Here is a 25,328-nt window from a genome sequence, read left to right on the forward strand (position 1 = left end):
AAATGAAAGATTTTATAAATATCCATGATTACATTATTAGTTCGGAACTAGTAGGTGATTGGGATGGTAAAGAAGAAGAGGTGACTGATCGGATCAATACAATGATCCATCAGGCCTATGATATGTTCCCGGAAGACATCACAACCGAAACCGCGGAACAATTATTTGATGAATTATGGGCGGCAGTAGCAGGGCAAGAATTTGTTATTGAAGCAGAATATGATGAACTGGAAAGCTGGTTAGATACCTTTGTTCGCCAGAAGCTAGATGAAATAGAGTACGATTGATGCAAAATCAAGAAAAAACAGATTTAAATAAAGTAATTGAATTTTTAACCGTTAAGTTTCCAAAGAGCTTTAGCTTAAAAGGCGACGCTAAACCACTTAAAGTCGGTATATTTAATGATATAGCTGAGCAAATTGGTGAAGAAGATCCAGTTTCAAAAACCCAAATTAGACATGCATTACGTCGTTATACTAATAGCTGGCGCTATCTTGAGGCTGTTGTTAAAGGCGGCCAACGAGTTGATTTGGAAGGGAATGATGTTGAAGCGTTAACAGAAGAACACGTTCAGCATGCACAGGAGCAATTAGCTCAAAGCAAAGCTAAATTCCAAGAAAAGAAAAAAGCAAATGCGGGTAAGGACAAGAAACCTTACAAAAAACCGGCTAAAAATGTTGCTAATCCACCGAAAAGAAAACCAAAATCGGAAAGCCAAGGAACTAAACCTACTGCTGAGCCTCAAAAAGAACTTGTAGCCAATGATGACTTTACCGAAGGTAAACAGGTTCAAGTTAAGTTAGGCGCTTCACCAGTTGCTGCGACAATTGTAGAAACATCAAAAAATGATGTGTCAGTTCAATTGGCTTCAGGTATGGTGATGAAAGTAAATAAGGAAAATATCTTCCAAGCATAGGAGTTCATATGCAGATAGTTAAGCGTGTTTTTACATTACCCTTATTAGTATCGTTATGTGCGTCATTTACCATAAACGCATCTATTGAAAATGAGACATTTGATACACCCAAATTAAGCCAAGAAGCTCAACATGAAACAGCTTCTAAAAGAATGACCTCTTGGTTTTTAAGGTATCATTATAAAAAAACACAGCTAGATGACGAACTGTCTGCCAAAGTGTATAAAAAGTTTATTGAAAACTTGGATTACAACAAAAGTATCTTCCTACAAAAAGACTTAGATAATTTTGCCCAATATCAATATAAATTTGATGACGCAATTAAAGCCGGTAAATTACAATTTGCTTTCGAGATCTATGAAGAGTCTATCAAAAGACGTATTGAACGTTATGATTATTCTATAAAAGTACTCGACAGCAAGTTGGATTTTGAAAAAGACGATGTGTTTTATTATGACCGCGAAGATGCCGCATGGCCTAAAACGGTTGCTGAGCAAGATGAATTTTGGCGTCAAAAAACCAAGTATGACGCATTAAACTTAAAACTAGCTGGCAAAGAAATTCCGCAAATAAAAGAAACGTTAACTAAGCGATATACCAACGCCAAACGACGTTTATCACAAACACAAAGTGAAGATGCATTCCAATTAGTCATGAATGCATTTGCTACTAGCATTGAAGCACATACTTCCTATTTATCACCACGTCGCTCTGACCGATTTAATATCGATATGAACCTTGAGTTAGAAGGCATTGGCGCTGTATTACAACCGGTTGATGAATACACAGTCATACGCAGTTTAGTCCCAGGTGGTCCGGCTGATAAAACTGAAAAATTAAAACCAGAAGACAAAATCATTGGTGTTGCTCAAGGCAAAGACGATTATGTTGATATAGTCGGCTGGCGTTTAGATGAAGTTGTTGAGTTAATAAAAGGTAAAAAAGGCACAGAAGTTAGACTGCAAATAGTCCGTGGTGAAAATACCGGTGTTAACTCTAAAGAAGTGGCGATAATCAGAGATAAAGTTTACTTAGAAGATAAGTCAGTTGACTCGCATGTATTTGAACCGGTTACGAGTTCTATAGATAGTAAAATTGGCGTGATAACCGTTCCAAGCTTCTACAATAATGTGTCTGGCGATGTTAAAACTGAAATTAAAAAGTTAAAAGATCAAAACGTAAGCGGTATTGTTGTCGATTTACGTGGTAATGGTGGAGGTTCATTAATTGAAGCTTCATTAGTGACCGGTTTATTTATCGATAAAGGTCCGGTTGTTCAAATACGTAATAGCGTTGGCAATATTGACGTAAGAGGGGATTACGATGGTGTTACTTATTACGGTGGTCCGTTAACCGTATTAGTAGACCGATATAGTGCCTCCGCTTCTGAGATCTTTGCTGCTGCATTACAAGATTATGGTAGAGCGTTAATTGTTGGTGAGCAAACATTTGGTAAAGGCACGGTTCAGCAGTTTAAACCGTTAGAGAAAATGTATGACCGTTTTGATAAAAAACTGGGTTCGGTGAAATATACCATAGCTAAGTTTTATCGTATCAATGGTGGTAGCACGCAGCATAAAGGTGTAGTGCCGGATATTCTATTTCCGTCGGCGATAGAGTCACCTGAATGGGGCGAAAGTCAAATGGATAATGCTTTACCTTGGGACAATATCCGTTCTGTGCAATACTCACCAACGCCTTCAATTAGATCACAAGTGAATGCACTAACAGAGCGTCATAACCTTAGAATTAAATCTGAGCCTGAATTCTTATATTTGAAAAACGATATCGAAGAATACAAAGAAGAAAAAGAACGTAACTTTATCTCACTTAATGAAAAAGTACGTTTGGCTGAAAAAGAAAAGAATAAGGCTAAAAACTTAGCTCGACTTAATGAACGTTTAACCCGTTTAGGTTTAGAAAAAGTAGAATCGCTAGATGAAGATACACCTAAAGAGTTAGATAAGTTAGATCCATTCTTAGAAGAAGCGGCTCAAATTATTGCAGACTTAATCTCAGTTGGGCAATTTGCAAAAGTTGTAAAATAAACAAAATAGTTAATTAAAGAGCAGCCCCAGAGGCTGCTTTTTTGGTATTAAAACAAAAAAGTGTAACAGGCGATGAGATGAAACAAGCCTTAATATTTACAAACAAGGCACTTTCAATCGACGTTAGTTTTACACACTGTTTGACCACATTAAAATCTGTGGTATTGGTATACATAAATTAGTAAATGATGAGCCCTTCATCATGTTATTAATATAATTATTATGTCTAGAAGGACTTAAGTTTTGAAATCAGTTAAATCACCAAGTTTTATTGATGCACTTATTCCGGTGCTATTTTTGGTTATCTTATTAGCGGTATCGGTTGCTATATACGGTAGTGATAGTTCGTTTGGTCCCAATCAAATAATTTTAATCCTAGCGGCTGGTGTTGCCAGTATCATCGGTTTAAAAAATGGCCTCACTTGGAAGGCAATTGAAGACGCCATGATCCATGGTATTTCGGTGTCCATGGGAGCAATTTTCATCTTGTTAGCGGTTGGTTCTTTGATTGGTACTTGGTTATTGTCAGGTACGGTTCCAACATTAATCTATTTTGGCTTACAAATATTAAGCCCCGATTGGTTTTATGTTGCAGCTTGTTTATTAAGTGCAATCGTGGCAATGAGTATTGGCAGCTCTTGGACTACAGCGGCCACTATTGGTGTTGCGCTAATGGGGATTGCAAATGGTATAGGCGCAGAGCCTGCAATTGCTGCTGGTGCGGTAATATCTGGTGCTTACTTTGGTGATAAAATAAGTCCTTTATCTGAAACTACAAATTTAGCCCCAGCAGTAGCTGGTAGTGATTTGTTTAGCCATATTCGTCACATGTTATGGACAACGGTTCCTTCGTTTGTGATTGCCTTAATTTTATTTACCATTCTAGGTTTTACCGAAGATCGTGTGGCTGCTAATGTATCGGTTGATAGTGTGCAAGATATCATCTTAGCTAATTACAACGTATCTATGTTTAATCTAATTCCATTAGTCCTACTTGTTATCATGGCACTTAAGAAGCTGCCAGCGTTTCCTTCTATTTTCATCGGTGCATTAATTGGTGCCGTATGGGGATTTATATTCCAACAAGAGCTATTGGCGAATATTGCTAATAGTACTTTGCTGATTGACCATATATCTATTATCTGGACGGCGATGTTTGATGGTTTCTCCATAACCACGGGTGATGATGTTATGGACAAGTTGTTAAGCGGTGGTGGTATGTCTAGCATGCTGAACACTACTTGGTTGATTATGACGGCATTGATGTTTGGTGCGGTAATGGAAAAAGTAGGTTTGTTGGCTGTATTTGTACAAGGAATTTTAAAAGCCGCTAAATCAACAGGCTCATTAATTACCTCAACCATATTTACTGCGTTTGGCACTAATTTAATTACGGCCGATCAATATATGTCGATTGTTATGCCTGGCCGCATGTACAAAGAAGAGTATGAACGCCGTGGGTTAGATAACGTTAATTTATCTAGAGCATTAGAAGATGGTGGAACAATTACCAGTGCATTAATTCCATGGAATACATGTGGCGCATACATGGCTGGTGTTTTATTGGTTAGTCCATTGGATTATTGGCAGTTTGCGTTCTTTAATTTAATAAACCCTGTTTTGGCAATCGCATTTGCGTATATGGGTTTTAAAGTTTTAAAAAAATAAATCTGAAATTATAAGATAAGCAGTGCCAACTGCTTATCTTATAAGTAAACTTGGTCCGTTTAATTGATTTTCTCATTAAACGTTTTTACCGTTCAAATTCCTGCAAGTGACCTCTATGACTACTGAAGCAAAATACTTAAAAGATTATCAACGTCCAGATTTCTTAATTCCAGAAACAGAATTGTTTTTTAATTTAGATGATGAAAAGACCTTAGTACGCAGTAAATTAAACGTGGAGCGAAATGGCTCTCATAATCGACCACTTGTATTAGATTGCCAGGTGAAACAAGTATTAAGTGTCGCCATAGATGGGGTTATGGTTGAATTTAAGGTTGGACAAGAGCAACTGTTTATCGATGTTCAACAACAAGTATTTGAATTAGAAATTGAAGTCATTGTTGATCCTATTAACAACACAGCATTAGAAGGTTTGTATAAATCGGCCGGGGTATTTTGTACACAATGTGAAGCTGAAAGCTTTAGGCGTATTACCCCTTATTTGGATAGACCTGACGTATTGTCAGTATTTACGGTTACTATTTTTGCTGATGCTGAGTTATATCCGCACATGTTATCAAACGGTAACCTCGTTGATTCAGGTGTCGTGTCTGAAGATGATGAAACTAACCAACAAATCAGTTGGGTGAAATGGCATGACCCACACCCGAAACCAAGTTATTTATTTGCCTTAGTCGCTGGCGACTTTGATTTATTAACGGATGAATTTGTTACTCAGTCAGGCCGCAAAGTAGACTTAGAGTTATTTGTAGATAAAGGCAATTTACACTTAGGCCATCATGCAATGGCATCTCTGATCAAGTCGATGGCATGGGATGAACAAAGATACGGACTGGAATACGATTTAGACAAATACATGGTTGTTGCTGTCGATTTCTTTAATATGGGCGCGATGGAAAATAAAGGACTGAATGTATTCAACAGTAAATATGTTTTGGCCGATTTAAATACAGCAACAGACCCTGATTATCATGGGATAGAAGCGGTTATAGGGCATGAATATTTCCACAATTGGACGGGTAATCGTGTTACTTGCCGCGATTGGTTCCAGTTAAGCCTTAAAGAAGGACTAACGGTTTTTCGTGACCAACAATTTAGTGCCGACATGGGCAGTGAAGTATTAGAACGTATAAGCCATGCGAACATCATTAGAACCATGCAGTTTGCTGAAGATGCAGGTCCAATGGCACATCCAATAAGACCTGAAAAGGTTATAGAGATGAATAACTTTTATACAGTGACAGTCTATGACAAAGGCGCTGAAGTAATTCGCATGATGCACAGTCTATTGGGAGAGTCTGGTTTTAGGGCTGGCATGGATTTGTATTTTAAACGTCATGATGGCACAGCCGTCACTTGTGATGATTTTGTTTCTGCGATGGCAGATGCAAACAACAAAGATTTAACTCAATTTCAAAATTGGTACTCACAGGCTGGAACCCCAAGTGTCGTTGTTACAGAACGTAAGACAGACAAAGGTATTGAATTAACATTATCGCAATCATTACCAACACGACCACCTGAAGAGCAACACAAGCCGTTAGTGATCCCAGTGAAATATGAATTGATAGCGAATGAAGGGGGGCAAAGCCTAGAGCGCGGTACGATTATTTTTAATCAGAGAAAGCAAACGTTTACATTTGATTGTACGGCCCCTGCAACATTAGTTTTATTTGAGAATTTTTCAGCACCAGTTAAAGTTCAAAGAGAGCTGACTCAAGCACAGCTTATTCATATAGTAAAATATGCAACTGATGAGTTCTGCCGTTGGGATTCGATGCAATCCTTATGGTTGCAACAAATCAATGGGAAAAGTGACGATTCACAAGGTTTAATTGATGTCATTGAATATCTAATCAACAATGACGATATCGCACCGTCAATTAAAGCTGAGTTGTTAACACTACCAAATTACACCAGTATTGCTGAAACGTTTGATGTCATCGACCCTGCACATATATTGACGGTTAAAACGGCAATTACACAGCAAGTTATCGCTTCTTTATTCCCAGCTTTTATCCGTTTGTTATCTGGGCTTAAGAATATTGAAGATGGGTATGTACAAAGTCATGTTGCCCAACGTCGTTTAAAACACGTGTTATTAACCTATTTATCGTATAGCGACCATGCTGAAGTGGAAGATATTATCCGCCAGGTATACTTAAACTCAACAAATATGACTGAAAAAGTATCAGCGCTAGAAGCTGCTAGAGTCTATTCATCAGACTTATTAGAGCAACTATTAGCAAAAATGGACGCAGAATTTAAAGGTAACGTATTAGTGTTTGATAAAATGACATCAGCTATTGCTCGATTACCTGTAAGTGACGTTTATCAGAAAATGCAATTATGGTCAGAACATGCGTTATTTTCAGATAAAAACCCAAATCGTGTTCGTTCCTTGTATGGGGCTTTTGTTATGCAAAACCCTGAGCAATTTCATGATGACAGCGGGAAAGGGTATAAATTCCTGACTCAATTATTGAAAAAGATGGATAAATTAAATCCTCAATTAGCATCAAGAATGATATCGCCATTATTAAGTTGGAAACGTTACGAGCCAACAAGAAGTGCATTGATGAAACAACAATTAGATGAATTAAATGGTTTAGATTTATCTAAAGATTTATTTGAAAAAGTGAGTTCTGCGTTAGGTTAGTTATGACACGTAAATTTAGATTTTATTTAACATTATCGCCGGCAGAGTGTCGTCAATACTACGAAGGGTTTTATAAATCGATACAAGTAGTTGCTCATACCGGTCAACGAATCCAGTTTCCTGCAGAGCATATTCGTTCTTTTGTAACCACAAGTGGAATCAACGGATTGTTCGAACTTGAACTTGAATCCAATAATAAATTTAAATCTTTGCAAAAACTCTCTAACTAACGGTATTTTACGGAATAAATACTCTAATAATAATTAAATATAGCGCTTGCGTGCTTGTTAAAATGGTGTAATTATTAGGACAATTACGCTCATCCGATGAGCTTAATATCCTCACTTATAAATATAAAAAATAATCTTGAGAGGACAAGGGGAGAAAAATATGTCTAGAGGGGCGAAAAAGTCTGCTTTAAAACCACTTGTTACAAGTATTGCTTCAGCAATCATTGCTATGCAATCTTTTGGCGGTCATGCAGCAAGTTTTGAACTTGGTAATTTTGATATACAATTTGATTCAATTTTCTCTGCTGGTGCGTCGTACCGTATTGAAGATAGAGATTTTAGTCTGATTGGTAAATCTAACAATCAGTTGTTCGACTGGTCAGGTTATAAAGCCACTGCACCGCAATACGCCAATACTGAAATTTGGCCTACCTACGGCTCTTATTCAACGAATGGTGATTTATCAAACTTAAATTACGATCCAGGCAAAGCATTTTCACAAGTTATCAAAGGTTTACATGATTTAAGTATCGATGGCGACGGTTACGGCGCATTTGTACGTTTTATGTATTATAAAGATTTTGCTGTTGAAGGAATTGGTTATAAAGATCCAGTTTCTGGCGTTAGTTTTGATCCTTGTGTTGATTCAGAAGCTAAAGAGTTAGCTTGTGAAGATTTCCGTTTCTTGGATATGTACGTTTATGCAAACTTTGAAATAGCTGATAAACCAATTTCAATCAAAGTTGGTGAACAAGTTTTATCTTGGGGTGAAAGCACACTTATCCCTCATGGTATCAATGTGGGTGCTGTTGACGTAGCTCGACTAAAAACTCCGGGTTCAGATTTAAAAGAAGCTTTTATTCCAACCGGAATGGTTTGGGCTAATATTGGCTTAACTGATAGCTTATCATTAGAAGCTTTCTATCAATATGAATGGCAAGAATCGCGTTTAGCGGTATCAGGCACTTATTTCTCTACTAATGATTTCATATCTGCCGGTGGGGCATTAAATGGCGTGCAATTAAACTTTGCGTCAAACCCTGACATGAACCGTGCGGAATTAATTAGCCAACTAAACGATATAAAACCTTTAATTGCTGCTAATCCAGCACTTGCTGGAAGTGCTTATTTAGCATACCCAACAAAATACGCACTAAGAACCGCGGACTTAGATCAAGAAGCGAAAGATTCAGGCCAGTTTGGTGTTAAATTAGGTTGGTTTGCTGAAGATCTAAATTACACAGAATTTGGTTTTTATTACATTAACTACCATAGTCGTCGCCCATTAATCTCTGGTGGTGCATCAGACTTTACTAGTGCCGCTATTATGGAAGATTTAACGACGATAGCGACTCAAGGTGTAAGTGTTGATAATATCAGTTCATTAAATGCCTTTACTAAAGCTGCTGTATATTTCCCTGAAGATATTCAATTATTTGGATTCAGCTTTAACACCACAGTTGGTACGACTGCGGTATCTGGTGAAATATCTTATCGTCAAGATGAACCTATTCAAATTGATGATGCTGAGTTGTTATTTGCTGCTATGCCGGAGCAATTAGCTAATGCAGGTTTACGTGGTGAATTAGCGGGTATCTCTCAAATGGGAGATCACGAAATCGAAGGTTGTGATATACCTTTAGGTGGCGTTCAACCAGGTGCGACGGCCAATGGTTATTGTTTAGTAGACTCAGTTCAAGCCCAATTCACACTAATACAGTCATTTGGTCCTACATTAGGTCTAGATAACTTAAATGGTGTGGCTGAATTTGGTTACATCACTATTAATGATTTCCCAGATCACGATATAATTCGTTTTAATGCTCCAGGGACTGCTCGTTCAGGCGCTACCACTGATGATATTTCAGCGGGTGTTCTAGCTGGTGTGCAAAATGGTGTTGATCCTGAACCAAACTTCCCAACGCAAGATGCTTGGGGTTACCGTTTAGTTTTAGCGGGTGAACTTAACCGTGTATTTGGTTCGTTTAATTTAAAACCAAAGGTTATTTTTTCTCACGATGTTGATGGTATAACACCAGATCCATTATTCCTTTTCCACGAAGATAAAAAGTCAATTAGCATGTCTATGGACATTGAATACCAAAATGTTTCATTTGGTATGGCCTATAATGCATTTTGGGATGGCGTTGGTACGATTAACCAAATGGCCGATCGTGACTTTGTTTCTTTCAATATTAAATATTCACTATAAGGGATGTTACTTACTATGAAAAAGATCACCTTATTGACCTCTGCACTAACTTTTGCATTAGCATCAGTTGGCGCGAGTGCAAAAATTAGTTCTCAAGAAGCTGCAAAACTTGGTGGCGAGTTAACGCCAATGGGCGCAGTAAAAGCGGCCAACGCTGACGGTTCAATCCCTGCTTGGAATGGCGGTATTACTACCCCTCCGGCTGGATATACTCCGGGTATGCATCATCCTGACCCATTCTCAGGAGATAAAATACTTTATACCGTTACTAATGCGAACAAAGAACAATATAAAGATTTATTAACACCAGGTGTAAGTAAAATGCTTGCAACCTACCCAGATACTTATAAGTTAGATGTCTACCAGACTCGCCGTACAGCGTCATATCCAAAATATGTTTATGATGCAACTAAAGCGAATGCGACTACTGCAGAACTTGTACAAGACGGTAATGGTATTAAAGGCGCGGCGATTGGAGTTCCATTCCCTGTACCAGCTAACGGTTTAGAAGTTATTTGGAACCATATCTTACGTTACCGTGGTGTTTCTGCCATACGTAACGGCGGACAAGCTGTACCTACAGCAGATGGTGATTACACTTATATTGGATTTGATGAATCGATAATGCTTGATTACTCTAAGCCTGATGCAACGGCAAAAGAGTTGGAAGAAAGCAATATCTTATTCCGCTTTAAACAAAAGATCACAGAGCCAGCTCGATTAGCAGGTACCGCTCTATTAGTTCATGAAACAATGGACCAAATAAAACAACCTCGTCAAGCTTGGACTTATAATGCTGGGCAACGTCGAGTTCGTCGTGCGCCAAATGTTGCATATGATGCACCAGGATCAGCAGCTGATGGTCTTCGTACAACAGATGATTTTGATATGTATAACGGCGCACCAGATCGCTATACATGGAAATTAAAAGGCAAAAAAGAAATATTAATTCCTTATAACAGCTACAAACTGCACAGTGACTCATTACAATATGATGACATTATCAAACCTGGGCATATTGCAACGGACGTTGTTCGTTGGGAAAAACACAGAGTTTGGGAAGTGGAAGCTGAACTTAAAGACGGTATTAGCCATGTTTACAAAAAACGTGTGTTCTATATTGATGAAGATAGCTGGCAGGTATCAATTGCCGACATGTACGACAATCGTGATGAGTTATATCGTGTAGCTGTGGCTTATGGTATTAATTACTATGAAATCCCAACACATTGGAGTACGTTAGAAGTCTATTATGATTTAAATTCACGTCGTTATATCGCGATAGGTCTAGATAATCAGGAAGATATGTATGACTTCCAGACTGAGCAGCAAGAAAGAATGTATACACCAGCTGCGTTAAGGCGAGAAGGGAAGTAACTCGTTATATAAAAACGGTTGGATTTTCCAACCGTTTTTATTTGTCCTTTATTTCAATACCTCGTTATTATTTATCACGCACTATTTATCAAAAGTTATTAATCTATGAAGTCACCTATGTTGAATACAATGTTTAAAAATATCCTCTCAATTATGCTTGTTGGTACAGTATTTACCGCTGTTGCACAACAACCTACAGCCGCAATGAAATCAAAATTAGCGCCAAAGCAACTAATGACAGATATTACGCTTGCGGGTTCTAAGTTGGTTGCGGTAGGTGAAAGAGGGCATATTTTAATTTCTGAGGATGGTGAGCAATGGCAACAAGCCAATGTTCCTGTCAATGTATTGTTAACGTCCATTGATTTCAAAAACGATAATGTTGGTTTTGTAACTGGTCACGATGCAACCTTATTAAAAACCACAGATGGTGGTTTAAACTGGTCAATTGTGAATTACCAGCCAGAGCTTGATAAACCATTACTAGATATTAAAGTCCTGAATAATAATGTGATTGCTGTTGGGGCGTACGGCTTGTTCTTGCAATCGACAGATGCAGGAGAAACATGGCAGGACTCTTTTCAAGATGAATTATTAATTGAAGACGATCGACTTTATTTAGAAGAATTAAAAGAGTTCGAACCAGATACCTACATTAAAGAAAGACAATATATGCTGCCGCATTTCAATAGCATCAATGTGATAGGTGAAGAGTTATATATCGCAGGTGAAGCAGGCTTTTTGGCAAACAGTGATGTAAATGGCGCAGATTGGCAGGTAATTGAAACTGATTATTTTGGTTCTTATTTTTCCATAGTTAAAGTGGAAGACTCATTATTATTAGCCGGATTACGCGGTAATTTGTTTAAAAGTGAAGACGACGGTGAATCTTGGCGCTTATTAAACACCGGGGTTAAAGCAACCATCAACTCAGCCTTCAAAGATAGCCAGGTTACGTATTTTTTCGCTAATTCTGGAAATGTTTTTTATACCTTAGATAATGAAGTAATTAACAATTATGTCCTCGATGATGGTAAAGCGGTAATGGCAGGTGTTGTACTAAATAACTTTGTATATCTAGCGACAGAAGCGGGCATCAAAAAAGTCCCTACCAGCGAATTCACTTCAAATAAAGCAAGAGATTAAATAGATGTTTGTTAAAAGTATAGAGCAGTTCTTATTCAAGCAACGAGCCTTTGTTATTGGTATTTTTACAGCGATAACGTTGGTTTTAGGTTATCAAGCTTCCAATATTCACTTAGATGCTTCATTCAATAAAAATATTCCGCTCAACCATGAGTATATGAAAACCTATGTTAAACATAGTGCTGATTTCGGTGGCGCAAACTCTATCTACATTTCGGTGTGTGATAAAGAAGGGGATATATTCAACCCTGAGTTTTTTGAGTCTTTAAAAGCCGTTCATGATCAATTATTTTTTATTCCTGGGGTTAATAGAACCTTAGTATCTTCATTATATTCACCATCTACACGTTTTATCGAAGTGGTTGAAGATGGTTTTGCCGGTGGTCCAGTTATTCCTGCAGATTTCCAAGCAGACAAAGCTGGTTTAAAACAAGTTAAACAAAATATTGAAAAAGCAGGAATAATCGGACGTATGGTTGCGGATGATTATTCGTGTGCAATGGTTTCTAGCCAATTGTTGGAAACCAATCCAGATACAGGTGAAAAACTTGACAGTATCGCCTTAGCACAACGTTTAGAAACTGAGATAAGAAGTCAGTTCGAAAATGATAAAACATCAATACACATCATTGGTTTCGCTAAGATGATTGGTGATGTTGCATCAGGTGCAAAAGACGTTGTTATGTTTTTTGCAGTGGCCATTGTGATCACTGCGTTAATGGTTTGGATATTTATCCGCTCAACGGTATTAACAATATTACCAATAGTGTGTTCTATTATTGCTGTAATCTGGCAGTTGGGTATGTTAAACACCTTAGGGTTTGGATTAGATCCTATGTCTATTTTGGTACCGTTTTTAGTCTTTGCTATCGGTGTGAGCCATGGTGTGCAAATGATTAACTCCATTGGTAAACGAGTACATGAAGGCTTTACCGCGAAACAAGCCTGTAGCGCTAGCTTTTGTACTTTATTAATCCCAGGTGGAATAGCGTTAATGTCTGACACAGTTGGCTTCTTAACGCTATTAACTATTGATATAGGGATAATCAAAGAGTTGGCAATAACCGCCAGTTTAGGTGTGGCAGTTATCATCTTTACCAACTTATTTTTAATGCCGGTATTAGCGTCTTATATTGATTTTGATAAGCGATTCAAAGCGCTGCCCGCCGACAGTCACGACCATTTATGGCGTGCCATGTCTAGTGTAACTAAACCTAAAAATGCAGCAATTATTTTAGCCATTACCGCAGCGTTATATGGATTTGGTTGGGTTAAAAGCCAAGAGATGAAAATTGGCGATATGAAAGCGGGCGCTCCTTCGTTACATGAAGAAAGCCGTTATAACCAAGATACGTTTTTAATTACCGATCGTTATGCAATTTCAACCGACATTCTAAAAGTCATTGTTGAGATCCATGATGATAATCCAGATGACGAAAAAACGTTCGATTGTACCAGCCATCAAACCATGGACTTGATTGACCAGTTCCAATGGCGTTTAAGTAACGTAGAAGGGGTTCAGTCAGCAATTAGTTTATCGACAGTTGCGAAAGTCGTTAATACTGGTTACAACGAAGGCAATTTAAAATGGCGTTCATTGCCACGTAATAGCTCGACATTAGTGCAATCGACTGCTCGTATTGAAACCAGCACTGGGTTATTAAACCGTAACTGTAGTGTGATGCCTATCGTATTGTTTTTAGAAGATCACAAAGCTGAAACGATTGAACGTATTATTACTGAAATCAAAACGGCTAAATCTGAAATGGAAACTGACCAAGTTAAGTTTATGCTGGCATCAGGAGCCGCAGGCGTTATGGCAGCAACGAATGAAGCCGTAGAAGCCGCTCAAGTGCCAATGCTTTGGTATGTGTATGGTGCGGTGATTATATTATGTTTAATTAGTTTCCGTTCTGTTAAAGCCACCGTTGCTGTAGTACTGCCATTGTTTGTGGTCTCGACATTAGCCCAAGCATTAATGACTTACTTAGAAATTGGATTAACGGTTTCAACCATGCCAGTTATTGCCTTAGGTGTTGGTATTGGTGTGGATTATGGTATTTATATTCTATCCACCATGATTGATGCATTAAGAAATGGTAACAGCTTAACGCAAAGTTATTTCTTAGCCCTTAAAGAGCGTGGTAGTGCTGTATTATTCACTGGATTGACCTTAGCAATAGGTGTAAGTACATGGGTATTCTCAGCGCTTAAATTCCAAGTTGATATGGGTATATTGTTAACCTTTATGTTCTTAGTGAACATGTTGGGGGCCGTCATTATTTTGCCTGCTTTGGCATCTGTTCTTTGGCGTAAAGAAAAGTAAACAAATAAAATGTGATTATTTTATTTAGTTTTTTGTGAATAAATATATTAAAAAGCGGCGTAAAGCCGCTTTTTTATTTACCCCCTCTGCATATCTTTTGATTTCTAACTAATCTATTGAATTCTTTAGTGTTACTACCAGTCATAATCTACTTCTCTAATTTAATAAATAGGTCTAAACTGAGGGTAATTCATCATTTTACTGGGCGTTAAGCCTGTTTGTATGAAGACTGAGTTCGTCAATTCAACAATAATTATAAGTTTTATAATAAAAAGGAAACTGTAATGACCTTATTACGTAATTCCTCATCGGTGATCCTTAAGAACGTCGCCAAATTAATAAATGAGAAGTTACCCGCCGAACGTCAAAAATTGGTCGAAGATTTTGCCTCACGCTTGTTTGAAAACATGGCGTCGGAAGATTTAGATAGACGAATTGACGTAGATTTGTACGGCGCATCTCTTAGTCTATTTAATGCTTTTAACGAGGCATTTGAAGATGAGCCTGTTATCCGAGTATTTAATCCTGAACTAGGCGCAGACGGTTGGCAGTCAGAACACACCATAGTGCAAATTGTGGTTAATGACTTGCCGTTTTTAGTTGACTCGGTTCGTATGGCGTTAAACCGTTTATCAATCACATCGCACTTGTTATTACATACTCCAGTAAAAGTGAATAGAGATAAAAGCGGCCAAGTAACTGAATTCATCGATTTAAAAGCGGGCACTGGTACTCATCAGCAAACTGTATTTCTGATTGAAATAGACCGTCAAGGCGATAAAAAACAATTAAGCTCTTTAACCAAAGAGTTAGCCTCAGTACTTGATGATGTTGGTATTGCAGTTCAAGATTGGAAACCAATACAAGAGAAGTTGGCTGCTTGTATCAATGAAGTCAAAAAATCAAAAGTATCCAATAAAGAAAATTTAAAAACCAGCTTAGCGTTTTTAGATTGGATTGCCGATCATAACTTTACTTTAATGGGTTATCGTGAGTATGCCGTGTCTGCTGTTAAAGGCGACACTTTAGTTCAAGGTATAGACGATACCTCTCTTGGCCTAATGAAAAATAGACCAAGTACTGACAGATTATTATCTGAGTTATCACATACCGGCAGAGCTGAAGCGTTGTCTGATAATTTATTAGTGTTAACTAAAACCAATTCTCAATCACGAGTTCATCGTCCGGCGTATTTAGATTATATCGGGATTAAAAAATTAGATGCTCAAGGTAATGTAATTGGTGAATACCGATTTGTTGGTTTATATGCGGCAAGTTTATATAACTCAAGTGTTAAAGACATTCCGTTATTAAATGAAAAAATTAATCGTATTACTGAAAATAGCTCATTTGCCAAAGAAACCCATGGTTATAAAGCGCTATTAAATGTTCTAGAAACCTATCCTAGAGATGAGTTGATTCAGGCTACGGATGAACATTTACACGAAGTCGCCATGGGTGTTTTGCAGATGCAAGAACGCGATATGACGAAACTATTTATTCGTAAAGATACCTATAGTCGTTTCTATTCTTGTATGGTGTTTGTTCGTCGTGAACGCTACAACACTAAACTTCGTAAAGATACCCAAGACATATTACGTGAAGCGATAGGCAGCGATGGTGAAGTTGAATTCACTACTTACTTTTCAGAATCACCTTTAGCGAGAACACATTATATTGTTCGAGCTAATAAACAAGATGTTGAAATTAACGTGAAAGAAATCGAGAATAATTTGATAGAAGCGGCTAAAACATGGGACGATAAATTAGCAACAGCCTTAACGAAAACGTTTGGTGGTGCTAAAGGTAAAGAACTTGCTACTCGTTACAATAAATCCTTCCCAAGAAGCTACAAAGAGGCAGTATTGCCTTCTACAGCAACGGTTGATGTTACGTATTTAGAAAAACTAAATAATGATAACAAATTGGAAATGTTGTTTTATCGTTCACAAGAAGCGACTGAAAAGAACGCCGTTCGTTTAAGTTTATTCCACAAAGATGAGCCAATTCACTTATCCGACGTATTGCCAATTTTAGAAAACTTTGGTTTACGTGTTATTGGTGAAACGCCATATGCCGTTGCCACTGAAACCGGTGAACATTGGATCATGGACTTCACCATGACGTTAACCAATGGTGATAACTCAGACTTTGAAAAAACACAGCAATTATTCCAACAAGCGTTTGCCGCAGTTTGGAGTAATCAGTTAGAAAATGATGGTTTTAACCGTCTAATTCTAGGCGCTAAATTAAGTGGTCGCCAAGCATCAATCATACGTGCATACGCAAAATATATGCGTCAAATTGGTGTGACATTCTCACAAAGTTATATTGAGTCTACGTTTGACCGTTATCCTCAAATTGCGGGTAAATTGGTCACGTTATTTACTCATAAATTTAAGCCAAATAAAGACAGCGTTAAAAAGTACGACAAAACTAAAGATGAGATATTAGTTGAGTTAGATAACGTAGGTAACTTAGATGATGATCGTATTATACGTTTATACATCACGTTAATGGATGCAACGTTACGTACCAACTTCTACCAAGCAGCAGCCGATGGTTCAGAAAAACCGTATATCTCATTTAAGTTATTGCCTTCGTTAATTCCAGAAGTGCCATTACCAAAACCTAAATTTGAAATATTCGTATATAGCCCTCGTATTGAAGGTGTGCATTTACGTGGTGGTAAAGTTGCGCGTGGTGGATTACGTTGGTCAGACCGTATGGAAGACTTCCGTACAGAAGTTTTAGGCTTAGTAAAAGCTCAACAAGTTAAAAACACGGTTATCGTTCCTAATGGTTCAAAAGGTGGTTTTGTTTGTAAACAAATGCCAACTGAAGGCGGCCGAGATGCCTTTTTTGCTGAAGGGCAAGAGTGTTACCGTACATTCATTAGAGGTTTGTTAGATTTAACTGACAACATTGTACATGGTGAAGTTGTGCCTCCTAAAGATGTTGTTCGTCATGATGAAGACGATACCTATTTAGTGGTTGCGGCAGATAAAGGGACTGCAACCTTCTCAGATATCGCTAATGCTATTTCAGAAGAATATAACTTCTGGTTAGGGGACGCGTTTGCATCTGGTGGCAGTGTTGGTTACGACCATAAGAAAATGGGTATTACTGCTCGTGGTGCTTGGGAATCCGTTAAACGTCATTTCCGCGAAATGGGCATTGATTGTCAAACTACAGATTTCACTTGTGTTGCTGTAGGTGATATGGCTGGTGATGTATTTGGTAACGGTATGTTGTTATCCAAACATATACGCTTGCAAGGTGCATTTAACCATATGCATATTTTCATTGACCCAAATCCAGACTCAGCTACATCTTATCCAGAACGTCGTCGATTATTCGATTTGCCACGTTCTTCTTGGGAAGACTACGATACAAAACTGATTTCAAACGGTGGCGGCATTTTCTTACGTAGTGCAAAATCTATTACGTTAACGCCAGAAATGAAAAAAATGTTGGGTACTAAAAAAATCAGCATGACACCTAACGAATTGATCAGAGGTTTGTTAACCATGGAAGTTGATCTTCTGTGGAATGGTGGTATCGGTACTTATCTTAAATCTAAATATGAAACAGATGCTCAAGTAGGCGACCGTGCAACGGATTTAGTTCGTATCAATGGTGCTGAGCTTAAAGCAAAAGTATTTGGTGAAGGTGGTAATTTAGGTGCTACCCAATTAGGTCGTATTGAATATGCACAAAGTGGTGGCCGAATTAATACCGACTTCGTTGATAACGTAGGTGGTGTTGATTGTTCAGATAACGAAGTTAACATTAAAATATTGTTAAACCAGTTAGTTACTGAAGGTGAATTAACCAAAAAACATCGTGATCAGTTACTTTATGACATGACAGACGACGTATCTAAAATTGTATTAAAAGACTGTTACCGTCAAACCCATACTATTTCAGTTACTGAATTAAAAGGCGCGAGTTTGTTAAAAGAGCAAATGCGCTTTATTCACGCCCTTGAAAAAAGTGGCAAGTTAGATCGTGAAATAGAGTTCTTGCCTTCAGACGAAGCTATTGCTGAACGTCAAGTATTAGGACAAGGGTTTACTCGTCCAGAATTAGCGGTATTAGTTGCTTACGGTAAAATGGTATTAAAAGAACAGTTTGCTATTGATGAAATTGATCAAAATCCATATTACTTAAACCTATTAATTGAAGCGTTTCCGCCGAAGTTACAGGAAAACTACAGAGAACAAATCCAAAAACATCCACTGCGCAAAGAGATCATTGCTACTAAGTTAGCTAATGAAGTGGTGAATGATATGGGTTTAAACTTTGTTGAGCGAATGAAAGAAGAAACGGGTGCCTCAGTTGAAGAAATACTGACTTGTTACATGATGGCACGTGAAGTATTCGACTTACCAAAATACTGGTCTCAAATTGAAGCGTTAGACAATAAAATACCGGCCATTGTACAAACAGAAATGTTGCATCAAATGCGTCGTACCGTTCGTCGTACCGCGCGTTGGTTCCTAAGACATAGAAATAAATCTCTGGGCTTAGAACAAACGATTGAGTTCTATAAAGGTACGTTTGACCGATTAAGCACTAATTTACCAGAGTACTTAATTGAATCGGAAGCTAAGAAACTAACTGCAGCTGAAAGTGATTTTGTGAAAGAAGGCGCACCAAAAGAATTGGCCGCTTATATTGCGCAATTAAGTTCAATCTTCTCTGCAATGGACATAGCGGATGTGGCTCAAAGTATGAACAAAGATGTAGACTTAGTGACTAAACTTTACTTTAGATTAGGCGCTAAACTTGGTTTACATTGGTTCTTAGATCAAATTACCAATCAACCGGTTGCAAATCACTGGCAAGCCCTTGCTCGTGCTAGTTACCGCGAAGAACTAGATTGGCAGCAACGTGCGTTAACGTCTGCTGTCCTTCATTTTGATCAAACGAGCACAGACAGTGAAGAAATGTTTGAAAACTGGTTAGCCGAATTTAAACAAATTCTTGGCCGCTGGAATCAAATGTTAGCTGAATTTAAAACCTCAGATAGTCATGAGTTTGCTAAGTTCTCCGTGGCGTTACGTGAACTTATGTTATTAAGTCATCACTGTGAGTCTTCAGTTTAAAGGGTCACAAAACCAGACCAAAAATAGGCAATGAATTGACTAACAATTTAATGCCTAAATCTATAAAATACGCCTCATGAAATTAATTCAGAGGCGTTTTTTTATTTCTCTGTTTTAACTCCGAATTATAAATCCAAAGGATGCTTAGAATGTTATTTGAATTAGCCAAAAAGTTTATGTTCACCCAAGACGCAGAATGGGCGCATGAATTTGCGTTAAACAGCTTTAAACGATTTGCTAACACGCCACTTAGCTTAGCTTGGAGACAAACGGTACAAGATAAGCCGGTTGAGTTATTGGGTATGACATTCCCAAATCCGGTCGGACTTGCAGCAGGTTTAGATAAAAATGGTGAATGTATAGATGCATTTGGTCAAATGGGGTTTGGCTTTGTTGAAATTGGCACGGTAACGCCAGTAGGGCAAGCGGGAAATCCAAAACCTCGCATATTCCGTTTACCAGAACAAAACGCCATCATTAATAGAATGGGCTTTAATAATCACGGTGTAGATAACTTAATAGAAAATGTTAAGAAATCTAACTTCAAAGGAATTTTAGGTATCAATATTGGCAAAAATAAAGATACGCCAAATGAAACGGGTCATGAAGATTATGTGATCTGTATGCAAAAGGTGTATCAATATGCTGATTATATTACCGTGAATATTTCTTCTCCAAATACGCCAGGTTTACGTGATTTACAATTTGGCGATTCGTTGAATACTTTATTGTCAGCGGTAAAAGAACAACAAACTTTATTAAACAAAGAACACGGCAAATACGTACCTGTGTTAGTTAAGATCGCACCGGATATGGACGACGTTGCAATTGAGCAAGTTGTTGAATGTATTGTCTCTGAAGGCATGGATGGCATTATTGCTACTAATACCACCTTATCTCGTGAAGCGGTTAAAGGCTTAAAACACGCAGAAGAAGCGGGCGGATTAAGTGGTAACCCTGTAACCGATATGAGCACAGAAGTAATACGTAAAATCCGTCAGATCAATGCAGATATTCCAATTATCGGTGTTGGTGGGATTAACGATGCACAAACCGCTAAAGATAAATTGGCAGCTGGTGCAAACTTAGTTCAAGTTTATACCAATTTCATTTATCAAGGACCTAAGTTGATAAAACAGATAGTGAATAATCTATAAATAGTAATGTCTGATTACACGCTAGTTCAGTTTGATTAGCCGTGTTTTTGGTTATGGCTGGAATTGCGTAACCAAGTCAGTTACATTAATTTACTAGATACGTTAATAGAGTTTAATTAGGTGGTGTTTTTTGCAAAACAACTTGGTCAATTGGTATTGGAAAATAGATGTAAATTCTGAACAACTTGTTTTGTGTTTATCTAGTGATATTCATTTTCCAACACTTTTTTGTCGCCAACAGGTATCGTCATTGACGTCACCACAATGTGCATTTACCACAGAAGATGCTGAGTTATATAGCGCATTTCGTGATTTGTTAGGTACAACGAATTTAAATCAAGAAGCGCAGTTTACACTTGCGATAAATGCGACTGCAGCGTGTAACTACTTAACACCTTGTGCGACTAAAAGTTGGTTTTTTGAAACCTTAAGTAAAGATAAAAAGACTTTTGAATGTGGTGATATAGTGGAAACACAGTCGTTAACGCTTGGTTATTATTTAGTGTTAGACAGCGACCCTTTAACATCTACCATTATTCTATTATCACAAAAACAACAAGTTGACTCCAACCGAGTGTTTAATCAGGGTCAAGTACTTAAAGTACACAATGACCGTTTAGAAAAGAAATCAAATATTGAGTTATTAACATTATGAGTCGAGTAATTATATTAGTAGCCGACGGTTTAGGTGTCGGCAGTAGCGCAGATGCAGAAAAGTTTGGCGATGTCGGAGCCAACACCTTTTTTCATATATATGAAAAAATGAAACAATTAACATTAAGTGGTCAAGGTCATGACTTACATTTGCCTAATTTAGCTAAATTAGGCTTGTTAGCGGCTTGTGAAGAAGCTAATGGCGTAACCATGGAGTTAGATTGCAAAACCGATCCAATAGCCGCTTATGGATATATGCAAGAGATCTCAACAGGGAAAGACACGCCAAGTGGCCATTGGGAAATGGCAGGGGTTCCTGTACTTTTTGATTGGGGATATTTCACTGAAAAAACCAATAGTTTCCCAGAGGAACTAATCAAAGAGTTAGTTGAAAAAACAGGTGTTGCAGGCATATTAGGTAATTGTCATGCGCCGGGTACGGACATTTTAATCAAACATGGTGAACAACACATAAAAGATAAAATGCCTATTTGTTATACGTCTGCGGATAGTGTATTTCAAATAGCGGCTCATGAAGAGCACTTTGGCTTACAACGTTTATACGACTTTTGTGAAGTCGCTCGCGAGTTATTAGACAAATACAATATTGGCCGTGTTATCGCACGTCCATTTTTGGGTGAGACACCTAGTGAGTTTAAACGTACAGGTAACCGTCGTGATTTATCAGTGTTACCACCTAGTCCAACTATGTTAGACAAGTTAGTCGCTAATGGTGGTTCAGTCACTAGTATTGGTAAAATTGCTGATATTTATGCACATCAAGGGATCAGTGAAAGCATCAAAGCAACAGGATTAGAGCAGTTAATTGATACCACGATTGCACAAATGCAAAAGCCAGGAACCAATCAGATTATATTCACTAACTTAGTCAATTTTGACCAAGACTTTGGGCATAGACGTGATATACCGGGCTATGCGGAAGCGTTAGAGTATTTTGATACCCGTTTAGCAGAAATCATAGATAACTTACATGACGACGACATTTTAATGATCACTGCCGATCATGGTTGTGATCCGAGTTGGGTAGGCACAGATCATACAAGAGAATATGTGCCTATGTTGGCTTATCAGAAAAATATGCAGCCAGTGAACTTAGGTAAACGTGATACTTTTGCTGATATGGGGCAAACCATAGCGGATATCTTTAATTTACCTGCAATGGAATACGGTCAATCATTTTTAAAGCTGCTTGTTATTAAATAGCTGAAAAATACTTTAATTAGTTATAAACATAAAAAAACCTTAGTCAGTAATTAAGCCGATACGGTTACGTGGATCTAGTCCTTATCTCGGTGTTACACAAATAGATAGAATCAAGGGCGTTTATTGAGTAAAGTCAACTGTATAACTTAAGAGGGAATATAATTTATGGCATTCAACCTAACCAGAATGACTGTTTACGCTTTGATTAGCGCTATGGAAGAAGATTTAAGAAATGTTATAAAAGCCCATATGGGTGAACTGACAATTGAGGATGGCTCTTTTAATCAAGAATTAATTACAAAATCAAAAGGCCGTCTTGAAAAAGATATTGGTCTATTATTTGGTGATATAGAAACTACTGAGTTGATTGATTATTGGGATTTGGGCGATACTTTTCAAACAATAAATGCTAACCCAAAAAAGTTTCCAAAACATATTTCTAACCAAGTAAAATCTTTAACAAGAAAGTTTGAAATACTCGTTCCAATTAGAAATCGAGTAATGCATATCCGCCCATTAAGTTTTGAAGATTTGCCATTTGTCTCTGAGTTATGTGAAAAACTAACTACTGAAGATCGTACATTTTGGAATGCAACAAGTGAAACTTTAACTCTATTGAAGGATGATCCTAGTTATGTCCTAGCTATGGATATAAAGGCATATGATGACGATTCTTCAATTAGCCATAATCTCCCTTTACCAGACTTCGATGAAACTGGTCTAATTGGTCGAGATGAAGTAGTACAGCAAGTTAAACAGCTATGTTTAGGCAGTTTCCCAGTAATTTCAATAGTAGGTGAAGGTGGCATAGGCAAAACAGCTTTAGCGCTTAAAGTAGCATATGAGTTACTAGAAGAACCAGATTCACCATTCGATGCTATTGTCTGGGTAACTTCTAAGACTACACAAATAACTGTCAATGAAATTATTGATATAAAAGGTGCAATTAATGACTCTCTAGGTGTTATTCAAGAAATCTCAGATAACGTCATAGGTAAAGGGGCATCTCAAGATCTTTCAGAAATAAATGAATATCTATCTGCTTTTAAAATCGTTTTATTTATTGATAATTTGGAAACGATTTTAGATGATAACATTCGAAACTTTGTTGGCTCGTTACCTAACGGTAGTAAAATAGTTATCACATCAAGAATTGGTCTTGGCGCTTTTGAGTATCCAATAAAATTGCAAGGTATTGAAGAATCTTATGCATCACAGTTTTTAAGATCATTAGCAAAGTTGAGGAATGTAAACTCTCTTTCAAAATTAGACGAAAAAATATTAAGGCAATATGTTAATCGAATGCACCTAAATCCTAGTTACATTAAGTGGTTCGTCAGCTCGATTCAGGCTGGAGCTGCTCCGGAAGTAGCTTTACAAAACTCAAATCTATTTCTAGAGTTTTGTATGTCAAATGTATATGAATATTTGTCAGAAGATGCTCGAAATTTAACTACCGCCTTACAATGTGCTCCGGGATACCGAGATCTACCCGAACTTAGTTATTTGACAGGATTTGAGTCGTTAAGAATACAAAAAGCTATCCAAGAGTTGATGTCTACAAACATGTTGACTGAGGCTTCAAAAGTTAATGGCTCTAGTGTTAAGAATACATACCAAATATCTGAACTAGCTAGGGCTTATTTAAATAAACAACATAAGCCATCACAAACATTTCAAAAAAGCATACAACAAAAGCGAAACAAGCTAAATTCCCTGTTTGAACAGCAAATGTCTAACAGAATAAATAATAAATACCACATGTCTAATATAAAGTTCAGAGACAAATCGGATCGGATAGTTGTTAAGATGCTTCACGATGCTATTAAGTATTTGAATGATGGAAAACATGATAGAGCATATGAGGTTCTTCAGGAAGCACACAGGCTATCGCCTGAGTACTTTGAAGTTGCAAGAGTATTTGCTTATTTTTATCAAAAAAGTGGTAATTGGAACGATGCTCGTGAGCAATATGAGCTTGCAATAGTTTTATCACCAGATACTCCTCAGCTCCATTATTGGTTTGGTAAATTTCTATTACACCAAGAAGAAAATGTTGACGATGCACTGACCCATTTCAAAATAGCATATGATCTAGACTCAGTCGCAGGATATGTTGCTATGTCACTAGCGCGATGCTACATGTTCAAACATGAATTTGATAAGTCTAGGGATGTATTAAAAGAGATTGAAAAAACAATTTCTCAGACGGATGAACACCTTATGAAAATGTTTCTAGATACAGGAATCCAGATTTACTATCGGATAGCAGACGATTTGGCTGGTGCAAATGAATATGTAAAAGCACTATCTTCGTTGTGTGATATGAGAAAAGCATTTGATCTTTTACCTTCACACTTCAAAGATAAGCATATGAGACAAAAATTAGGTAAATGTCGCTATACTTACTCAAGGGTTTCTAGGGCTTTATCAAATCCAGATTATGAATCTGATTTAGCAGAACTTAAAACTTGGTTTGAAAATGAAGCTATTGACTTTAGTTAATTGTATTTGTTGAAGATAAATTAACTTTTCAATATCAACGACACCTCTTGCTAAACATACTCTCATAGCTGGGGTGT

The 25,328-nt window shown here is 37.5% G+C and carries 15 protein-coding genes; all 15 read left to right on the forward strand.

Translation table 11 applies throughout. From position 1 onward, the window contains the following. Nucleotides 1-2 precede the first annotated feature (2 nt). The 15 genes from KO505_RS00760 to KO505_RS00830 all read left to right on the forward strand — a co-directional run bounded on the left by KO505_RS00760 (nt 3) and on the right by KO505_RS00830 (nt 25,251). Nucleotides 3-287, forward strand: a complete 285-nt coding sequence (locus tag KO505_RS00760; protein WP_216053527.1) for a hypothetical protein — start codon at nt 3-5, stop codon at nt 285-287. Further along, nucleotides 287-916 carry an RNA chaperone ProQ gene (gene proQ / locus KO505_RS00765; protein ID WP_216053528.1) on the forward strand — a complete coding sequence of 210 codons (630 nt, stop codon included), beginning with the start codon at nt 287-289 and terminating at the stop codon, nt 914-916. Before KO505_RS00760 ends, proQ begins: the two co-directional genes overlap by 1 nt. Before the next feature lie 8 nt (nt 917-924). Next, nucleotides 925-2,964 carry a carboxy terminal-processing peptidase gene (gene prc / locus KO505_RS00770; RefSeq protein ID WP_216053529.1) on the forward strand — a complete coding sequence of 680 codons (2,040 nt, stop codon included), beginning with the start codon at nt 925-927 and terminating at the stop codon, nt 2,962-2,964. A 243-nt stretch (nt 2,965-3,207) separates the two neighbouring features. Beyond that, on the forward strand, nt 3,208-4,632 hold the full coding sequence (gene nhaC / locus KO505_RS00775; protein ID WP_216053530.1) for a Na+/H+ antiporter NhaC: 1,425 nt from the start codon (nt 3,208-3,210) through the stop codon (nt 4,630-4,632). Nucleotides 4,633-4,747: 115 nt separating this feature from the next. Next, complete coding sequence (pepN, locus tag KO505_RS00780) at nt 4,748-7,309, forward strand: aminopeptidase N (protein ID WP_216053531.1); 2,562 nt, start codon at nt 4,748-4,750, stop codon at nt 7,307-7,309. Between the two features lie 2 nt (nt 7,310-7,311). After that, on the forward strand, nt 7,312-7,539 hold the full coding sequence (locus KO505_RS00785; RefSeq protein WP_216053532.1) for a DUF2835 family protein: 228 nt from the start codon (nt 7,312-7,314) through the stop codon (nt 7,537-7,539). A gap of 160 nt (nt 7,540-7,699) precedes the next feature. Next, nucleotides 7,700-9,751: a DUF1302 domain-containing protein gene (locus KO505_RS00790; RefSeq protein ID WP_216053533.1), complete on the forward strand. Its 2,052-nt coding sequence runs from the start codon at nt 7,700-7,702 to the stop codon at nt 9,749-9,751. Nucleotides 9,752-9,766: 15 nt separating this feature from the next. Next, complete coding sequence (locus tag KO505_RS00795) at nt 9,767-11,128, forward strand: DUF1329 domain-containing protein (RefSeq protein WP_216053534.1); 1,362 nt, start codon at nt 9,767-9,769, stop codon at nt 11,126-11,128. A 129-nt stretch (nt 11,129-11,257) separates the two neighbouring features. Then, nucleotides 11,258-12,274, forward strand: a complete 1,017-nt coding sequence (locus tag KO505_RS00800) for a YCF48-related protein (protein ID WP_216053535.1) — start codon at nt 11,258-11,260, stop codon at nt 12,272-12,274. Between the two features lie 4 nt (nt 12,275-12,278). Beyond that, nucleotides 12,279-14,600, forward strand: coding sequence for an RND family transporter (locus KO505_RS00805; RefSeq protein ID WP_216053536.1), 2,322 nt, complete (start codon nt 12,279-12,281; stop codon nt 14,598-14,600). Nucleotides 14,601-14,884: 284 nt separating this feature from the next. Then, on the forward strand, nt 14,885-19,711 hold the full coding sequence (locus tag KO505_RS00810) for an NAD-glutamate dehydrogenase (protein ID WP_216053537.1): 4,827 nt from the start codon (nt 14,885-14,887) through the stop codon (nt 19,709-19,711). A 149-nt stretch (nt 19,712-19,860) separates the two neighbouring features. Continuing rightward, entirely contained in the window at nt 19,861-20,868 is a 1,008-nt protein-coding gene (gene pyrD, locus KO505_RS00815; RefSeq protein ID WP_216053538.1) for a quinone-dependent dihydroorotate dehydrogenase, read from the forward strand. Between the two features lie 130 nt (nt 20,869-20,998). Beyond that, complete coding sequence (locus tag KO505_RS00820) at nt 20,999-21,523, forward strand: cell division protein ZapC domain-containing protein (RefSeq protein ID WP_216053539.1); 525 nt, start codon at nt 20,999-21,001, stop codon at nt 21,521-21,523. After that, nucleotides 21,520-22,746: a phosphopentomutase gene (locus tag KO505_RS00825; protein ID WP_216053540.1), complete on the forward strand. Its 1,227-nt coding sequence runs from the start codon at nt 21,520-21,522 to the stop codon at nt 22,744-22,746. The genes KO505_RS00820 and KO505_RS00825 overlap by 4 nt, the downstream gene beginning before the upstream one ends. A gap of 165 nt (nt 22,747-22,911) precedes the next feature. Beyond that, nucleotides 22,912-25,251 (forward strand): lipopolysaccharide assembly protein LapB, encoded by a 2,340-nt coding sequence (locus KO505_RS00830; protein ID WP_216053541.1) that lies wholly within the window; start codon nt 22,912-22,914, stop codon nt 25,249-25,251. Nucleotides 25,252-25,328: the final 77 nt, after the last annotated feature.

The organism is Psychrosphaera sp. F3M07, from assembly GCF_018860345.1.
GTDB lineage: Bacteria > Pseudomonadota > Gammaproteobacteria > Enterobacterales > Alteromonadaceae > Psychrosphaera > Psychrosphaera aquimarina.